This window comes from Variovorax sp. YR752, assembly GCF_943372545.1.
Window position 1 is genome coordinate 1 of sequence record NZ_CALRZC010000197.1, and the last position, 15,725, is coordinate 15,725.

Sequence of the window (15,725 nt, forward strand, 5' to 3'; positions counted from 1 at the left end):
AGGCGCCGCCGGGAATCAGGCGCACGCCGACGCGCAGCGCGCCGTCGTCCAGGCCGCTGCAGATCGAGTAGGAGCGGCGCAGGTCTTCGCCGTTCAGTTCGGTGCGCAGCGTCAGGTACTGGCCGGGCGTGTAGGCGAAGGTGTCGCGCAGTTCGTCGGGCACGCCGAAGCCGACGATCAAGGCATCGGCGTCGCGCTCGATGCGCTGGACCGGCAGGGCGTGGAATTGCAGGCTCATCGTGATCTCGGATCGTCAGATCGGCTTGAAGTGTTCGAACGGTTCCAGGCAGTCCAGGCAGCGGTACAACGCCTTGCAGGCGGTGGAACCGAAGGCGGACAGGCGCTGCGTGTTGACGCTCGCGCAGCGCGGGCAGGCGATGCCCCTGGGGTGGAAGCGCAGCGGCTGCGCGTCAGCCGCCTTGAGATGCGGCGGCGCGATGCCGTAGGCGCGCAGCTTCTCGGCCGCCTCGGGCGCGATCCAGTCGCTCGTCCAGGCCGGGTCGAGGCGGGTCGTCACCGTCACGCTGCGCGCACCGGCGGCGCGCAGCGCCTGCACCACCGAGTCCTCGATCACCTCGGTGGCTGGGCAGCCGGAGTAGGTCGGCGTCAGCGTCACGCTCACGTCGTCGTCGGCGTCAACATCGAGCGCGCGCACGATGCCCAGATCGACCACCGACAGCACCGGCACCTCGGGGTCGGGCACCATCGCCAGCGTCGCCCAGGCTTCGGCGTTGTTCACCACACCGCTCCAGGAAAGGCGCGCGGCAGCGACTGCATCTCGGCGAGCAGGAAGCCCATGTGCTCGCTGTGCACACCGCGCTTGCCGGTGGAACGGAACGGCGTGTCCGCCAGCGGCACCAGGCCGGCTTCGTCGAACACCGGCTGCAGCTCGGCCATCCAGGCCTCCTTCAGCGAGCCCCAGGCCGGGCCCAGGCCGCTGGCCTGTGCCTGCGCATCGATCGCGTCGTCGACGAAGCACTCGGCCGTGTAGGGCCACAGCAGCGTGAGCGCCTCCTTCATGCGGCGCGTGGATTCTTCGCTGCCGTCGCCCAGCCGCACCACCCAGTCGCCGGCGTGCTGCTGGTGATAGCGCACCTCCTTCAGGCTCTTGGCGGCGATGGCGGCCAGTTGCGCATTCGTCGACGCGGCCAGTGCGGTGCACAACACCTTCATGAAGCTGGCCCACAGGAAGGCGCGCAGCACGGTGCAGGCGAAGTCGCCGGGCGGCAGTTCGAGCAGGGTCGGGTTGTGGTACTCGCGCTCCTCGCGCAGGAAGGCCAGCGCATCCTCGCCGCGGCCGCGGCCTTCCAGCTCGCCGGCCAGCGCCAGCAGCGCGCGAGCCTGCCCGATGTGGTCGAGCGCCACGTTGGTCAGCGCGATATCCTCTTCCAGCACCGGCGCGTGCCCGCACCACTCGGCCAGGCGCTGGCCGTGGATCAGGCAGGCATCGGCGATGCGCAGAACGTATTCGGTCTTCGCATCCATCACATGTGGTCCACGTCGGCCGGCAGCTGGTAGAAGGTCGGGTGGCGGTAGACCTTGTCCTCGGCCGGCCCGAAGAACATGTCCTTGGTGTCCGGGTCGCTGGCGACGATCTGGTCGGACCGCACCACCCACACGCTCGCGCCTTCCTGGCGCCGCGTGTAGACGTCGCGCGCCATCTGGATCGCCATCGCCGAATCGCTCGCATGCAGGCTGCCGCAGTGCTTGTGGTCCAGCCCGCTCTTGCTGCGCACGAACACTTCCCACAGGGGCCACTCGTTCTTCATGACAGCCCCTCGGCCGACGGATACGTCGGCCGATCCCCCGAGGGGATCTCGCCCGCCTTCGGGCGGCCGGGCGCCGGGCTCGCCGCGCTGAACATGCTCTGGCTCATGCTGCCTCCTTCTTGAGTTGCTTCTTGCGTTCGTGCGCGAGCGCGGCTTCGCGCACCCAGGCACCGTCGTCCCAGGCCTTGACACGCGCGGCCAGGCGCTCGCGGTTGCACGGGCCGTGGCCGTTGACCACGTTCCAGAACTCGTTCCAGTCGATCGCGCCGAAGTCGTAGGACTTGCGCTCTTCGTTCCAGCGCAGGTCGGGGTCGGGCAGCGTCACGCCCAGCACCCTCGCTTGCTCGACCGTCGCGTCGACGAATTTCTGTCGCAGCTCGTCGTTGCTGATGCGCTTGATGCCCCAGCGCATCGACTGCGTGCCGTGGGTCGATTCCGCGTCCGGCGGGCCGAACATCATCAGGCTGGGCCACCACCAGCGGTTCACCGCGTCCTGCACCATCGCGCGCTGCGCGTCGGTGCCCTGCGTCATCATCACGTGCAGCGCGTCGAAGCCCTGGCGCTGGTGGAAGGACTCCTCCTTGCACACCCGAACCATCGCGCGCGCATAGGGGCCGTAGGAACAGCGGCACAGCGGCACCTGGTTCATGATCGCTGCGCCGTCGACCAGCCAGCCGATCACGCCGACGTCGGCCCAGGAAAGCGTCGGATAGTTGAAGATCGAGCTGTACTTGGCGCGGCCGCTGTGCAGCGCGTCGATCAGATCGTCGCGCGACACGCCCAGCGTCTCGGCCGCGGCGTAGAGATACAGGCCGTGGCCGCCCTCGTCCTGCACCTTGGCCAGCAGGATGGCCTTGCGCTTGAGCGTCGGCGCGCGGGTGATCCAGTTGCCCTCGGGCAGCATGCCGACGATCTCCGAGTGTGCATGCTGGCTGATCTGCCGCACCAGTGTCTTGCGGTAGTGCTCGGGCATCCAGTCCTTGGCCTCGATGAACTCGCCGGCGTCGATGCGCGCCTCGAAGGCCGCTTCGCGCGCCTGGTCCTCGGGCGACTTGACTGCCTGAACCTGGCCCTTGGCCTCGCGGGCCAGGGTGTCCATGGCTTGGGTGTACATGCTGTGCTCCTTATCCCTTGGGCCGCTGATCAATCACGCGGCGTGCCTTGCCGACCAGCGTGCGTTCGATCGAATCGGGCAGCCCGACCTCGACCTCTGCGCTCACGCCGACCAGCGTCTTGATGCGGTGCTGCAGCCATTCGCCGAGCTCGCGCCGGTCGGCGGTGCCGGCCGCGCCGGCCTCGGGGCGCACCTCGCAGCGCACGGTGACGTGGTCGAGGTGTCCGTTGCGCGTGACGACGATCTGGTACTGGCCGCTGAGCCTGTCGTTCTGCAGGATCAGTTCCTCGATCTGCGTCGGGAACACGTTGACGCCGCGGATGATCAGCATGTCGTCGCTGCGGCCGACGATCTTGCCGATGCGCCGCATGCTGCGTGCGGTGGGCGGCAGCAGGCGCGTCAGGTCGCGCGTGCGGTAGCGCACCACCGGCAGCGCTTCCTTGGTCAGCGTGGTGAAGACGAGTTCACCCTCGGCACCGTCGGGCAGCACCTCGCCGGTGTCCGGGTCGATGATCTCGGGGTAGAAATGGTCCTCCCAGATCACCGGGCCGTCCTTGGCCTCGATGCACTCGTTGGCCACACCCGGGCCCATCACCTCCGACAGGCCGTAGATGTCGACCGCGTCGATGCCGGCGGCGGCCTCGATGTCGCGGCGCATCGCCTCGGTCCAGGGTTCGGCGCCGAAGATGCCGACCTTCACCGACATCTCCTTCGGGTCCAGCCCCTGGCGGCGGAATTCCTCGATGATCACCTGCATGTAGCTGGGCGTGACCATGATGATGTCGGGCTTGAAGTCGACGATCAGCTGCACCTGCTTCTCGGTCTGCCCGCCTGACATCGGGATCACCGTGCAGCCCAGCTTCTCGGCACCGTAGTGCGCACCCAGGCCGCCGGTGAAGAGGCCGTAGCCGTAGGCCACGTGGACCATGTCGCCGCGGCGGCCGCCCGAGGCGCGGATCGAGCGCGCCACGAGATCGGCCCAGCGATCGATGTCGCCCTGCGTGTAGCCGACCACCGTCGGCTTGCCGGTCGTGCCCGACGAGGCATGCACCCGCACCACCTGCTCGCGCGGCACGGCGAACATGCCGAAGGGATAGTTCTCGCGCAACTCCTTCTTGGTGGTGAAGGGGAACTTCGCCAGGTCGGCCAGGGACTTCAGGTCGTCCGGGTGCACGCCCTTCGCGTCGAAGGCACGCCGGTAGTGCGCCACGTTGTCGTAGGCGTGGCGCAGCGACCACTTCAGCCGCTGCAATTGCAGGGACTGCAGTTCATCGCGGCTGGCGGTCTCGATGGCCTCGAGATCGCCGGGGGCAGGGTGCTTGACGGGCATGGCTGCTTGTCTCCTCGGGGCCGGTCAGGTCGTGACGACCTGCTTGCCCTTCATGCGGTACGAACGGCCGCGGAACACCGCGATGCGCTCGCCACCCTGGTTGCTCACCTCGATGTCGTACACGCCCATGCGCGAGCCCTGCGACACCACACGGCCGCTGGCGGTGAGCCGGTCACCGAGCTTGCCCGGGCCGAGCAGGTCGACGTCGAAGCCGGAAGCCACGGTCAGCTCGTTGTACGAGTTGCAGGCGTAGGCGAAGGCCATGTCGGCCAGCGTGGCGATGAGGCCGCCCTGGCAGATGCCGAAGCCGTTGAGCATGTCTTCGCGCACCGTCATCGTCACGCTGGCATGGCCGGGCGAGATGGAGGCGACCTCCATGCCAAGCGCATGCGCCGCCTTGTCGGTGGCGAACATGGTGTCGCGCACGCGCTCGGCAAGGTGCTGCGCCGCGGCGTAAGTCTCGTCCTTCATCAGCGGTCCTTGAAGGAAGGGGAGCGCTTGGCGAAGAACGCCGATACGCCCTCGAGGTAGTCGTGGCTCATGCCGAGCCGGCGCTGCACCTCGCCTTCCATGCTCAGCGCAGCCGACAGGTCCATGTGATCGGCGGCGGCAAAGGCGCGGCGCGTCTCGGCCAATGCCTTGCTCGGCATCGCGGCCAGGCGCTCGGCCAGGGCCTTGGTTTCGGCGGCCAAGGCGGCATCGTCGACGCAGCGCCAGATCATGCCGATGCGCTGCGCTTCCTCGGCGCTGCACTTGTCGCCCAGCAGCGCCAGCGCCATCGCGTTGGCGCGGCCGACCAGGCGTGGAAGCAGCCAGGTGCCGCCGCAGTCGGGCACCAGGCCGATCTTCGAGAAGGCCTGGATGAAGCTGGCCGAGCGCGCGGCCAGCACGATGTCGCAGTTCAGCGCCAGGTTGGCGCCGGCGCCGGCGGCCACGCCGTTGACCGCAGCGATCACCGGTGCCGGGAAGTGGTGGATCAGCATCGCCAGCGGCTTGTAGCGTGCCTCGATCAGGTTGCCGATGTCGCGCGGTTCGGCGCCGGGCGTGAGGTCGGGCGCGATGGCCGGGTCGGAGAGATCCTGGCCGGCACAGAAGCCGCGCCCGGCGCCGGTGATGACGACGCAGCGCACCGCGGGGTCGGCCGCGGCGGCCTTCAGCGCCGATGACAGCGCGTCATGCATCGCGCCGTTGAAGCTGTTCAGCGCCTGCGGGCGGTTCAGCGTGAGCGTCTGGACAGCGCCATCGCGGTGGCTCAGCACGGGGGCGGCATCGTCGGCCATCGGCACCTCGGGTGGGAGTGACTTATTCATTGACCGATCGGTCAATGAATAGTTAATGTAGGTCAATCCGAGGGGCGCGGCAAGGCGCGGGCGGGGCGGGAAATCACTGAGGTCGGGCGCAGCGGACATCGCTGCGCCGCCCTGTCACCACCGGGCGGCGGTCATCGGAAGCGGTGCCCGGAACTTGTCAGGTCTTCTTCCAGACGAACGGGAAGGCCAGCTGCCTGAGGAAGCCGTCGGGCACGTAGTCGCCCTGCACGCCGTAGTGGTCGGGCCACTTCCGGTCCGACTGCACCGCGGTGCCGAACAGGTGGTCGAGGAAGGCGAAATGGGCGGCGTAGTTGCGGTCGATCGCCTCGTCGTCCTGCGAGTGGTGCCAGTGGTGGAAGTTGGGCGTGACGATCAGGTAACGCAGCGGCCCGAGCCGCACGCTGACGTTGGCATGGTTGAACACCGCCTGGAAGCCGACGATGACGATGTAGGCGTCGATCACTTCCTTGCTGAAGCCGAGCACGTAGATCGGCGCCAGCACCAGCGTGCGCGTGATCAGCAGCTCGACGATGTGCTGGCGCGAGCCGGCCAGCCAGTCCATGTGCTTGGCGCTGTGATGCACCGCGTGCAGGCGCCACAGCACGGGCACCTCGTGGTAGGCGCGGTGCGTCCAGTACTGCACCAGGTCGGCCACCAGCACGATCAGGAACAGCGCGACGAAGAAGTTCAGGTCCTGCACCCAGAAGCGGATGCCGTCCTTGGCGGCCCAGCCGAACAGCTTGTGCACCAGCAGGTTGGTGGCCAGCAGCACGAAGCCGACCACCATGTGGTTGACGATGAAGTGGTGGAAGTCGGTCTGCCACTCGGCACGGAACACCGGCTGGTTCTTGCGCAGCGCGAACAGCTTCTCGATGAAGATGAAGATCAGCGAGGAGCCGAGCAGGTCGAGGATGAACCAGTCGAGGCCGATGTAGGGCGTGTCGTCGGCGAAGTCGTTGACCGGCACCTTGTGGCCGCCGAGCAGCGCGGTCAGCGCGACCAGCACGAAGGCCGCGGCAGCCAGCCAGCGCGCGCGGCCGAAGACGATGTTGACCAGCGCGATGCCGCCGGAGATCACCATCGCTCCAAACATCACCATGCGCAGCACGTCGACGCTGTAGGACTTGCGCAGCTGCGGCGTGGTCAGGTACTCGGGGAAGTGGAAGGCGAGCACGCCGAGGAAGCACAGGATCGCCAGCGACAGCGCGATCACGCCGGAGATCATTCCCTTGCCCGGCTGCAAGGCGCCGTGCGATTCGGTCAGCTGGTTGAGTTTGTCGAGTTCCTGCATCTGCGTGCGCCTCCCTGGTGGCGCAGGATGATACGAGGAGCCCGAGGCTTCAGGCAGCGCGTTCTTGTTGCATCGGTTGCATCGCAGGCAGGGTGTGATGCAGTCCACGCAGCACATCGCCGATCACGATGATCGCCGGGCTGCCTAGGCCATGTTGATGCACCAGCGTGGATAGGCCGCCCAGCGTTCCGACCGCCTGGCGCTGCTGCGGCAGGCTGGCGTGCTGCACCACCGCCACCGGCGTCTGGGGCGGCAGCGCGTCGAGCAAGCCGGTCTGCAGTTCATGCACCGTCGAGACGCCCATGTAGATCACCAGCGTCAGGCCTTGCGCGGCGGCGGCGGCCAGCGTCGGCCAGTGCAGCGACGCATCGTCGCCGCGCGCATGACCGGTCACCAGCATCACACCGTGTGCGTGAGCACGGTGCGTCAGCGGCACGCCCAGCGCCGTGGTGGCGGCCAGGCCGGCGGTGATGCCGTTGACGATCTCCACGGCGATGCCCTGCGCACGCAGGTGCTCGGCCTCCTCGCCGCCGCGGCCGAACACGAACGGGTCGCCGCCTTTCAGCCGAACCACACGTTCACCCTTCAGCGCCTCGGCCGCCATCAGCTTCTCGATGAAGGCCTGCGGCGTGCTCGCGCAGCCGCCGCGCTTGCCGACGTGCACGATGCGCGCCGAGCGCCGCGCATAGCGCAGCACGCCGTCGCCGACCAGGTCGTCGACCAGCAGCACGGTGGCGGCGCGGATCGCGCGGACCGCCTTGATCGTCAGCAGCTCGGGGTCGCCCGGGCCGGCACCGACCAGGGTCACGGAACCTGTGTTCATGCGGTCTTCTCCTGCGTCAGCGGGTGCTGCAGCGCGGCCAGCGCGGCGGTGATCGCCTCGACCTGCTGCTGCAGCGGCGCCGGTGCGGGCTTCTCGCCGCTGACCACCGACTGGATGTAGAGCGCGGTCGTCGCCGCATCGTTGCTGCGCGGCAGCACCGGCAGCTCGGTGAGCACGCCTTCCTGCGCAGCACGCGACAGCTCGGCGCGCAGTTGCCCGCCGACGAACACGTCCAGCCGCGGCAGGCGGCGCGGGTCGGCCACCGGCTCGCCTTCGGTGCCGCGCATCAGCATCGCATCGGCCTTCGTGTGGGCGAGGAACTGCGTCAGCGTCTGGCCGTACTCGGGGTGGGTGTAGTTGACCACCCGCAGCGAGGGCGTCTGCAGGCAGGGCGTCAGCAGCTTGGCGATGGTGTGCGCCGGGTTGCGCAGGCCGATGACACGGCGCGCCTCGAGCAGCTTCGCCAGTGGCGGGCACAGCGCCTCGGTGCGGATGAACACCGGCTCGCGGCGCTGCCAGGCCGCGTGGATGTCGCCGGCGTCGCTCGCGCAGGGCAGGCCCAGGGTCTGGAAGATCTCGGCGGTGGTCACGCGGCCGGGGTCGTGCTCGGGGCCGTGCACCAGCACTTGCACACCTTCCTGCGCGAGCAGCAGCGCCAGCAGCGTGGTCAGGTTGGGCAGCTTCCGTGCGCCGTTGTACGACGGCAGCACCACCGTGGCCTGCTTGGGGTGCAGCGGGATGCAGCGCTCGTGCGCGGCCTGCAGGAAGCCGGCGAGTTCGTCGACTGTCTCGCCCTTGATGCGCATCGCGATCGCGAACGCGCCGATCTCCAGGTCGGTGACCTGGCCGTCGAGCACCTGGCACATCAGGTCGTGCGCCTGATCTTGCGTCAAGGCACGCGCGCCTTCCTTGCCGCGTCCGATGTCCTTGATGTAGGGGGCTATCGTCATGTTCGTCTCCGCAACCCGTTCCGCAAGCTTCATGCCGCCTGCTGTCGGAGTCGAACCATACGCTTGAGTTCAGGGATGCAGGAACCGCAGTTGGTGCCGCACTTGAGCTCGCTTTGAAGTTGCGCAAGCTGCGCGTCGGGCTGTCCGCTGCAGTGCGACAGCGCATGGTTGATCGCCGTCTCGCCGACGTCGAAACAACTGCACACCTGTCGCCCCCGCTCGGGGAGCGCCACCGGTGCACGCGCACCCGGCTGCAGCAGCGCACGGCCGAAAGCGCGGGCGTCGGCGCCGTCGCGCAGCAGCGGCGTCACCCAGGCTTCGGCGCTGGTGTCGCCGGCGAGCAGGAAGGCCTCGAGCCGGGCCTCGCCGCTGCCGGTGGTGTCGAGTTTCATGCAGCGCTGCTGGCCGCGGCGCCGGTCGGCGTAGCGCAGCACGCCGGGCCGGTCCAGGCCGAGCACCGCCTCGACCTGCGCCAGCAGTTCGCCAGGCGCCGGCTCGTAGGCCGCGGCGCGGAACAGCACACCGCTGCGCTCGCGGCCGAAGGGCACGGCGCTGGCAAAGGCGAAGGCGCCCATCAGCTCGCGCAGCCGCGACTGCGCGCGCAGTGATTCGTCTTCCGGCAGCCAGGCCAGCGCGAGCAGCCGCCAGGGCAGTTCGGCCTTCAACACTTTCACCGCGGCATGCTTCAGCTCGGGTTGCTTGGACGAGGGACAGAAGGCCGGGCTGGTCAGCGCGTTGACGCCGGTCAATCGTGCGCCGGTGCCGCTGCGGCCGGACAGGTACTCCTCGCCCCAATGCATCGCGATGAAGCTCTGCGCCGGTGCCACCTGCGCACTGGCGCGCACCGGCAGCATCAGCGAGCCACGCCGCGAGGTGACGTGCACCAGGTCACCGTCGGCGAGCTTGAGGCGCGCCATGTCCTGGCCATGCATCTCGATCGCCGGCTCGGCGACGTGGCCGAACAAGCGGCCCACTGTGCCGGTGCGGCTCATGCCGTGCCACTGGTCGCGCAGCCGCCCGGTGTTCAGCGAGAAGGGGTAGCGTGCGTCGCGCGGCTCGGCCAGCGGCACGTGGCGGGTGTCGGCGAAGCGGGCGCGGCCGTCGGCGGTGGGGAACACGCCGTCCTCGTAGAGCCGGGTGCGGCCGCTGCTCGCGCCGGCGGGGAAGGGCCACTGCTGCGGCGCCGCCTCGAGCTGCGGGTAGCTCAGGCCGGTGATGTCGAGGTCACGGCCGCGCGTCGTCTCGCGGTGTTCGTTCCACACCGACTCCGGCGTGGCGTAGGCGAACAGCGTCGGCCGCCCCGGCCGCAGCCGCGCTTCCAGCCGCTGCGCGAAGGCGGTGGCGATGGCCCAGTCGTGGCGCGCTTCGCCGCTGGCCCACACGGCCGGGCGCACGCGGCTGATGCGGCGTTCGCTGTTGGTGACGGTGCCGTCCTTCTCGCCCCAGGTGCTGGCCGGCAGCAGCAGGTCGGCGAACTGGCAGGTGGCGGTGGTGGCGAAAGCTTCCTGCACGACGACGAACTCGGCGCGCTCCAGCGCACGCCGCACCGTGGCCTGGTCGGGCAGCGATTGCGCGGGGTTGGTGCAGGCGATCCACAAGGCCTTGATCTGGCCGTCGGCGGCGGCCTCGAACATCTCGACTGCCGTCTTGCCGGGCACGGATGGCACCTCGTCCACACACCACAGCCTCGCCACCTCGGCGCGATGCTCCGCATTGCCCATGTCGCGATGCGCCGGGAGCAGGTTGGCCAGCCCGCCGACCTCGCGCCCGCCCATCGCGTTGGGCTGGCCGGTCAGCGAGAAGGGGCCGGCGCCGGCCTTGCCGATCTGGCCGGTGGCCAGGTGCAGGTTGATCAGCGCGGCGTTCTTCGCCGTGCCGCTGGCGCTCTGGTTGAGGCCCTGGCAGTAGAGCGACAAGGTGGGCTTGCGCACGCCGTCGCCACCATCGAGGCCGGCGAACCAGCGTGCCGCGGTGACCAGGTCGGCCTCGGCAATGCCGCAGATCGCCGCGGTCTCCTTCGGCGTGAACTCGCGCACGCGGTCGCGCAGCGCCTCGAAGCCGTGGGTGTGCGCGGCGATGTACGCGTGATCGACCAGGCCCTCCCACAGCATCAGGTGCAGCAGGCCGTTGAAGAGGGCGACGTCGGTGCCGGGCAGGATCTGCAGGAACAGGTCGGCGGCCTCGGCCGTCTCGGTGCGGCGCGGGTCGACGACGATCAGACGCAGCGCCGGGTTGGCGCGCTTGGCGTCCTCGATGCGGCGGAACAGGATGGGGTGGGCGAAGGCGGCGTTCGAGCCGGCGATGAACAGGGTGTGGGCGAGCCCCAGGTCCTCGTAGCAGGCCGGTGGTGCATCGGCGCCCAGCGTCGCCTTGTAGCCGGACACCGCCGAACTCATGCACAGCCGCGAGTTGGTGTCGAGGTTGTTGGTGCGCAGCAGCCCCTTGGCCAGCTTGTTGAAGACGTAGTAGTCCTCGGTCAGCAACTGGCCGGAGAGGTAGAAGCCGACTGCGTCCGCGCCGTGCTCGCGCACGATGCCGGCGAAGCGGTCGGCCGCGAGGTCGAGCGCACCGTCCCAGCCGATGCGCTCCGGCGGCGCCCCGCGCTGCGCGCGCAGCATCGGGTGCAGCAGCCGCGTCTGCAGCGTCACCGCCGCGGTGGCGGTCAGGTGCAGCGTGCTGCCCTTGCTGCACAGCCGGCCGAAGTTGGCCGGGTGCTCGGGGTCGCCGCGCACGCCGGTGATCTGCCGGCCCTGCGACTCGATGATCACGCCGCAGCCCACACCGCAGTACGGGCAGGTGGAGCGGGTCTCGGCCATGTCAGGCGGCGCTCTGGGCAGGTTCGAGCGCGATCGAGTTCAGCTCGTCCAGGTCCAGCGACACCTGGCCGTTCTCGACCTTGACGCTGAAGCGCGGCGTGCAGCCTTCGTCGGGCGCCTTGGCGCAGCCGTCGGCCAGGCCGATGGTCCAGTTGTGCAGCGGGCAGGCGACGCTCTCGCCGAACACGATGCCCTGGCTCAGCGGCCCGCCCTTGTGCGGGCAGCGGTCGAGCAGGGCGAACACCTTGTCCTCGGCGTTGCGGAACACCGCCACCTCGGGGCCGTTGGCGCGCGTCACGCGGCGTGCGCCGAGCACCGGAATCTCGTCGACGGAACAGATCGATTTCCACTGAGCCATCACAGCGCTCCCACGGGGTTGAACTGGCGGGTGTCGACCGAGGCCTTGTCGAACTCGAACCACGGGTCGGGCTCGCCGTCGAGGCTGAACTGCAGCCGCGCCCACAAGGCCTTGCGGCCCTCGGCGTCGTCGAGGATCTTCTTCTTTACGGCGTCCAGCCCGACCCGGCTGACGTAGTGGCAGGTGCGCTCCAGGTACCAGCCCTCCTCGCGGTAGAGCTGCAGGAAGGCGCCGCTGTACTCCAGCACCTCCTCGGGCGTCTTCAGCTTGCACAGGAACTGCGCCACCTCGGTCTTGATGCCGCCGTTGCCGGCGACGTAGATCTCCCAGCCGGAGTCGACGCCGATCACGCCGACGTCCTTGATGCCGGCCTCGGCGCAGTTGCGCGGGCAGCCGCTGACCGCCAGCTTGACCTTGTGCGGCGCGTACATGCGCCACAGCGCGCGCTCCAGGTCCTTGCCCATCTGCGTGCTGTCCTGCGTGCCGAAGCGGCACCACTCGGAGCCGACGCAGGTCTTCACCGTGCGCAGCGCCTTGGCGTAGGCGTGGCCGGAGGCCATGCCGATGTCCTTCCAGACATGGACCAGGTCCTCCTTCTTCACGCCGAGCAGGTCGATGCGCTGGCCGCCAGTGACCTTGACGGTCGGGATCTTGTACTTGTCGACCGCGTCGGCGATGCGGCGCAGCTCGTCGGCGGTGGTCTCGCCGCCCCACATGCGCGGGATCACCGAGTAGGTGCCGTCCTTCTGGATGTTGGCGTGGCTGCGCTCGTTGATGTAGCGGCTCTGCGGGTCGTCCTTGGCCTCCTTCGGCCAGCTGCTGATCAGGTAGTAGTTGATCGCCGGCCGGCACGAGGAACAACCGTTGGGCGTGCGCCAGCCGAGGCGCTTGTAGACCGAGTCGATGGTAAGCAGCTTCTCGGCCTTGATCGCCTCGCGCGTCTCCTGGTGGCTGGCGTCGGTGCAGCCGCACATTGCCTTCTTGGTCGGCGCCTTGGAGTAGTCGCCGCCGGCGGTGAACATCAGCAATTGCTCGACGAGACCAGTGCAGGAGCCGCAGCTCGCACTCGCCTTGGTGTGCTTGCGTACCTCGTCGAGCGTGAACAGGCCCTTGTCCTTGATGGCCTTGCAGATGGTGCCCTTGGTGACGCCGTTGCAGCCGCAGACCTCGTCGCTGTCGGCCATCGCGGCGGCCTTGTGGTGGCCCTCGTGGCCGACGTCGCCGATGTTGCTTTCGCCGAACATCAGCTTGTCGCGGATGTCGGCGATCTTGCGGCCTTCGCGCAGCAGCTTGAAGTACCAGCTGCCGTCGACCGTGTCGCCATACAGGCAGGCGCCGACCAGCTGGTCGTCCTTGATGACCAGCTTCTTGTAGACGCCGCCGAAGGGATCGCTCATCACGATCTCCTCGTAGTCGGGCCCGCCGGTGAAGTTGCCGGCCGAGAACAGGTCGATGCCGGTGACCTTCAGCTTGGTGCTGGTCTGGCTGCCGGTGTAGCGGCCGATGCCGAACTCGGCCAGGTGCGTCGCGCAGACCTTGCCCTGTTCAAACAGCGGCGCCACCAGGCCGTAGGCGATGCCGCGGTGCGCGGCGCATTCGCCGACGGCGTAGATGCGCGGGTCGGTGACGGTCTGCATGGTGTCGCTGACGACGATGCCGCCGCGGCCGTCGTTGAAGCAGTGCAGGCCGATCTTCAGCGCCAGCTCAGTGTTCGGGCGGATGCCGGCGGCCATCACCACCAGGTCGGCCGGGATCTCCGTGCCGTCCTTGAACCTGACTGCGCGGACGCGGCCGTCGTCGTTGGCAAGCAGTTCCTGCGTCTGCGCGCCGATCATGAACTTCAGGCCGCGGTCCTCGAGCGATTTCTGCAGCAGGCGACCGGCGGTGTCGTCGAGCTGGCGCTCCATCAGCCACGGCATGATGTGCACCACCGTCACCTGCATGCCGCGCAGCATCAGGCCGTTGGCGGCCTCCAGGCCGAGCAGGCCGCCGCCGATGACGACGGCATGCTTGTGCGTCTTCGCCGTCTCGATCATCGTGTTGGTGTCGGCGATGTCGCGGTAGGCGATCACGCCGGTCAGGTCCTTGCCCGGCACCGGCAGGATGAAGGGGTTGGAGCCGGTGGCGATCAGCAGCCGGTCGTACTCTTCCTCGGTGCCGTCGGCAGCGCGCACGATGCGGCGGCGGCGGTCGACTTCGACGACCTTCTTGCCCAGGTGCAGACGGATGCCGTGTTCCCCATACCACGACAGCGGGTTGAGGATGATCTCGTCGATCGTCTGCTCGCCGGCCAGCACCGGGCTGAGCAGGATGCGGTTGTAGTTCGGGTGCGGCTCGGCGCCGAAGACCGTGATGTCGTATAGGTCGGGGGCGATCTTCAGCAGCTCTTCCAGCGTTCGCACACCGGCCATGCCGTTGCCGACCATCACGAGTTTCATCTTCTTCATGCGTGCCTCCGAAGGGCGTTGATAGCAAGAGGGGTGCCACGGCCGCCAGCGAGAATGGCGCCATGAGCTTCGAGGTGGAGATCGGTCAGGCGAGTCGCCGCGGCGTGCGCGAGGTCAACGAGGACTTCGCCGCCGCGACGCGCTCGGCGCCCGGCGACCCGGTTCGCGGCGTGATCGCGGCGATCGCCGATGGCGTCAGCGGCGGCGGGCGCGGGCTGGAGGCGGCGCAGACCAGCGTGCTCGGCCTGCTGGCCGACTTCTTCGCCACGCCGGCAACCTGGGAGACCAGCGTCGCGCTCGACCGCCTGATGGGTGCGCAGAACGGCTGGCTGGTGGCGCAGAACCGCCAGCGTGCCGGGGCGACGGACGCCACCGCGCTGACCACGCTGTCCGCGCTGGTGCTGCAGGGGCAGGGCTGGACGGTCGCGCATGTCGGCGACACGCGCATCTGGCGCATCGCCGGCGGCGAGATCCAGCAGCTCACGCACGACCATGCCTACACCCAGCCCGACCAGCGCAACCGGCTGACGCGGGCTGTCGGCCTCGACGAGGTGCTGCACGTCGACTCGCTGCAGGGCGAGGCGCGCCTGGGCGACCGCTTCCTGCTGACCAGCGACGGCGTGCACGGCGTGCTGCGGCCGCGCCGGCTCGGCGAGATCGCGGCCAAGGGCAGCGCGCAGGAAGCCAGCGAGGCGCTGGTCGAAGCGGCGCTGGCTGCCGGCAGCAAGGACAACGTCACTGCACTGGTGCTGCAGGTGATTGGCCTGGATGCGGCCACGCTGGGCGACGAGACGGCGCGCACGCGCCATCTGCCGCCGCTGCCGAAGCTGCGCGTCGGCGAGGCGGTCGACGGCTACATCATCACCGCGCTGGTCGCCGACACCGGCGTGCACCGCCTCTACCAGGCGCGCGACAGCCGCCGCGGCGACCTGGTCGCGATCAAGACACTGCACGAGTCGCGTGCCGCCGACAGCGAGGAACGCGCCATGCTCGCCCACGAGGCCTGGCTGTCGCAGCGTGTCACCGAGAAGGACGCCCGCGGTTTCGTGCGCTGCCGCGAACCCGGCGATGCGACTGCGCTGTACACGGTGTTCGACTGGCATGCCGGGCAGACGCTGGATCAGATGCTGGCGCAGGGCCGCGTCTTCACGGTCACCGAGGTGGTCGCCGGCGCCCGCGAGATCGCTTCCGCGCTCGGCCGCCTGCACCGCCAGGGCGTGGTCCACCGCGACATCAAGCCGGGCAACCTGCACCTCGGCGACGACGGCCAGTGGCGTGTGCTCGACCTCGGCGTGGCGCTGTCCGGCCGCGAGGGCGCCGCGGCGCGCGAACTGCACGCCGGCACACCGAGCTACATCAACCCCGAGCAGTGGGACGGCGCGCTGCCCGATGCGGGCTCGGACCTGTTCGCCTTCGGCGTCACGCTGTACCGCTGGCTGACCGGCCGGCTGCCCTCCGGCGCGATCGAGCCGTACCAGGCGGCGCGATCCCGGCGCGACCCGCAGGCGCCCTCGCGC

15 protein-coding genes are annotated in these 15,725 nt (G+C 69.3%); 1 reads left to right on the plus strand and 14 read right to left on the minus strand.

Features of this window, described 5'->3' with window-relative positions:
* The 14 genes from AAG801_RS31730 to nirB form a co-directional block, all read right to left on the minus strand.
* On the minus strand, positions 1-238 hold a 238-nt coding region (locus tag AAG801_RS31730), incomplete at its 3' end, for an FAD-binding oxidoreductase (protein WP_341891972.1).
* 15 nt (positions 239-253) lie between these two features.
* On the minus strand, positions 254-742 hold the full coding sequence (gene paaD / locus AAG801_RS31735) for a 1,2-phenylacetyl-CoA epoxidase subunit PaaD (RefSeq protein WP_341891973.1): 489 nt from the start codon (positions 740-742) through the stop codon (positions 254-256).
* Positions 736-1,485, minus strand: a complete 750-nt coding sequence (gene paaC / locus AAG801_RS31740) for a 1,2-phenylacetyl-CoA epoxidase subunit PaaC (RefSeq protein ID WP_341891974.1) — start codon at positions 1,483-1,485, stop codon at positions 736-738. The genes paaD and paaC overlap by 7 nt, the downstream gene beginning before the upstream one ends.
* Positions 1,485-1,769 (minus strand): 1,2-phenylacetyl-CoA epoxidase subunit PaaB, encoded by a 285-nt coding sequence (paaB, locus tag AAG801_RS31745; RefSeq protein WP_341891975.1) that lies wholly within the window; start codon positions 1,767-1,769, stop codon positions 1,485-1,487. Before paaB ends, paaC begins: the two co-directional genes overlap by 1 nt.
* A gap of 103 nt (positions 1,770-1,872) precedes the next feature.
* Positions 1,873-2,883, minus strand: a complete 1,011-nt coding sequence (paaA, locus tag AAG801_RS31750; protein ID WP_341891976.1) for a 1,2-phenylacetyl-CoA epoxidase subunit PaaA — start codon at positions 2,881-2,883, stop codon at positions 1,873-1,875.
* A gap of 10 nt (positions 2,884-2,893) precedes the next feature.
* On the minus strand, positions 2,894-4,213 hold the full coding sequence (gene paaK / locus AAG801_RS31755) for a phenylacetate--CoA ligase PaaK (RefSeq protein WP_341891977.1): 1,320 nt from the start codon (positions 4,211-4,213) through the stop codon (positions 2,894-2,896).
* A 24-nt stretch (positions 4,214-4,237) separates the two neighbouring features.
* Positions 4,238-4,684, minus strand: a complete 447-nt coding sequence (gene paaI / locus AAG801_RS31760) for a hydroxyphenylacetyl-CoA thioesterase PaaI (RefSeq protein ID WP_341891978.1) — start codon at positions 4,682-4,684, stop codon at positions 4,238-4,240.
* Positions 4,684-5,493 carry an enoyl-CoA hydratase-related protein gene (locus AAG801_RS31765; protein ID WP_341891986.1) on the minus strand — a complete coding sequence of 270 codons (810 nt, stop codon included), beginning with the start codon at positions 5,491-5,493 and terminating at the stop codon, positions 4,684-4,686. The genes paaI and AAG801_RS31765 overlap by 1 nt, the downstream gene beginning before the upstream one ends.
* A gap of 187 nt (positions 5,494-5,680) precedes the next feature.
* A complete protein-coding gene (locus tag AAG801_RS31770; protein ID WP_341891979.1) occupies positions 5,681-6,814 on the minus strand; it encodes a sterol desaturase family protein in 1,134 nt (377 codons plus the stop codon).
* A 49-nt stretch (positions 6,815-6,863) separates the two neighbouring features.
* On the minus strand, positions 6,864-7,637 hold the full coding sequence (gene cobA, locus AAG801_RS31775; RefSeq protein WP_341891980.1) for a uroporphyrinogen-III C-methyltransferase: 774 nt from the start codon (positions 7,635-7,637) through the stop codon (positions 6,864-6,866).
* Positions 7,634-8,587: a DNA-binding protein YbiB gene (ybiB, locus tag AAG801_RS31780; protein ID WP_341891981.1), complete on the minus strand. Its 954-nt coding sequence runs from the start codon at positions 8,585-8,587 to the stop codon at positions 7,634-7,636. The genes cobA and ybiB overlap by 4 nt, the downstream gene beginning before the upstream one ends.
* A 29-nt stretch (positions 8,588-8,616) precedes the next feature.
* Complete coding sequence (locus AAG801_RS31785) at positions 8,617-11,403, minus strand: molybdopterin-dependent oxidoreductase (protein WP_341891982.1); 2,787 nt, start codon at positions 11,401-11,403, stop codon at positions 8,617-8,619.
* Between the two features lies 1 nt (position 11,404).
* Complete coding sequence (gene nirD / locus AAG801_RS31790) at positions 11,405-11,761, minus strand: nitrite reductase small subunit NirD (protein WP_341891983.1); 357 nt, start codon at positions 11,759-11,761, stop codon at positions 11,405-11,407.
* Positions 11,761-14,208, minus strand: coding sequence for a nitrite reductase large subunit NirB (gene nirB, locus AAG801_RS31795; protein WP_341891984.1), 2,448 nt, complete (start codon positions 14,206-14,208; stop codon positions 11,761-11,763). Before nirB ends, nirD begins: the two co-directional genes overlap by 1 nt.
* Positions 14,209-14,270: 62 nt before the next feature.
* Between nirB and AAG801_RS31800 the strand changes: the two genes are divergently transcribed.
* Positions 14,271-15,725 (plus strand): bifunctional protein-serine/threonine kinase/phosphatase (locus AAG801_RS31800; protein ID WP_341891985.1); only part of this gene is annotated, 1,455 nt, incomplete at its 3' end.

Bases quoted from the DNA above. Each gene is read 5' to 3' on its own strand.
- paaC (WP_341891974.1), bottom strand. From the start codon at position 1,485: ATGGATGCGAAGACCGAATACGTTCTGCGCATCGCCGATGCCTGCCTG.
- paaB (WP_341891975.1), bottom strand. From the start codon at position 1,769: ATGAAGAACGAGTGGCCCCTGTGGGAAGTGTTCGTGCGCAGCAAGAGC.
- paaA (WP_341891976.1), bottom strand. From the start codon at position 2,883: ATGTACACCCAAGCCATGGACACCCTGGCCCGCGAGGCCAAGGGCCAG.
- paaK (WP_341891977.1), bottom strand. From the start codon at position 4,213: ATGCCCGTCAAGCACCCTGCCCCCGGCGATCTCGAGGCCATCGAGACC.
- paaI (WP_341891978.1), bottom strand. From the start codon at position 4,684: ATGAAGGACGAGACTTACGCCGCGGCGCAGCACCTTGCCGAGCGCGTG.
- AAG801_RS31765 (WP_341891986.1), bottom strand. From the start codon at position 5,493: ATGGCCGACGATGCCGCCCCCGTGCTGAGCCACCGCGATGGCGCTGTC.
- AAG801_RS31770 (WP_341891979.1), bottom strand. From the start codon at position 6,814: ATGCAGGAACTCGACAAACTCAACCAGCTGACCGAATCGCACGGCGCC.
- cobA (WP_341891980.1), bottom strand. From the start codon at position 7,637: ATGAACACAGGTTCCGTGACCCTGGTCGGTGCCGGCCCGGGCGACCCC.
- ybiB (WP_341891981.1), bottom strand. From the start codon at position 8,587: ATGACGATAGCCCCCTACATCAAGGACATCGGACGCGGCAAGGAAGGC.
- AAG801_RS31785 (WP_341891982.1), bottom strand. From the start codon at position 11,403: ATGGCCGAGACCCGCTCCACCTGCCCGTACTGCGGTGTGGGCTGCGGC.
- nirD (WP_341891983.1), bottom strand. From the start codon at position 11,761: ATGGCTCAGTGGAAATCGATCTGTTCCGTCGACGAGATTCCGGTGCTC.
- nirB (WP_341891984.1), bottom strand. From the start codon at position 14,208: ATGAAGAAGATGAAACTCGTGATGGTCGGCAACGGCATGGCCGGTGTG.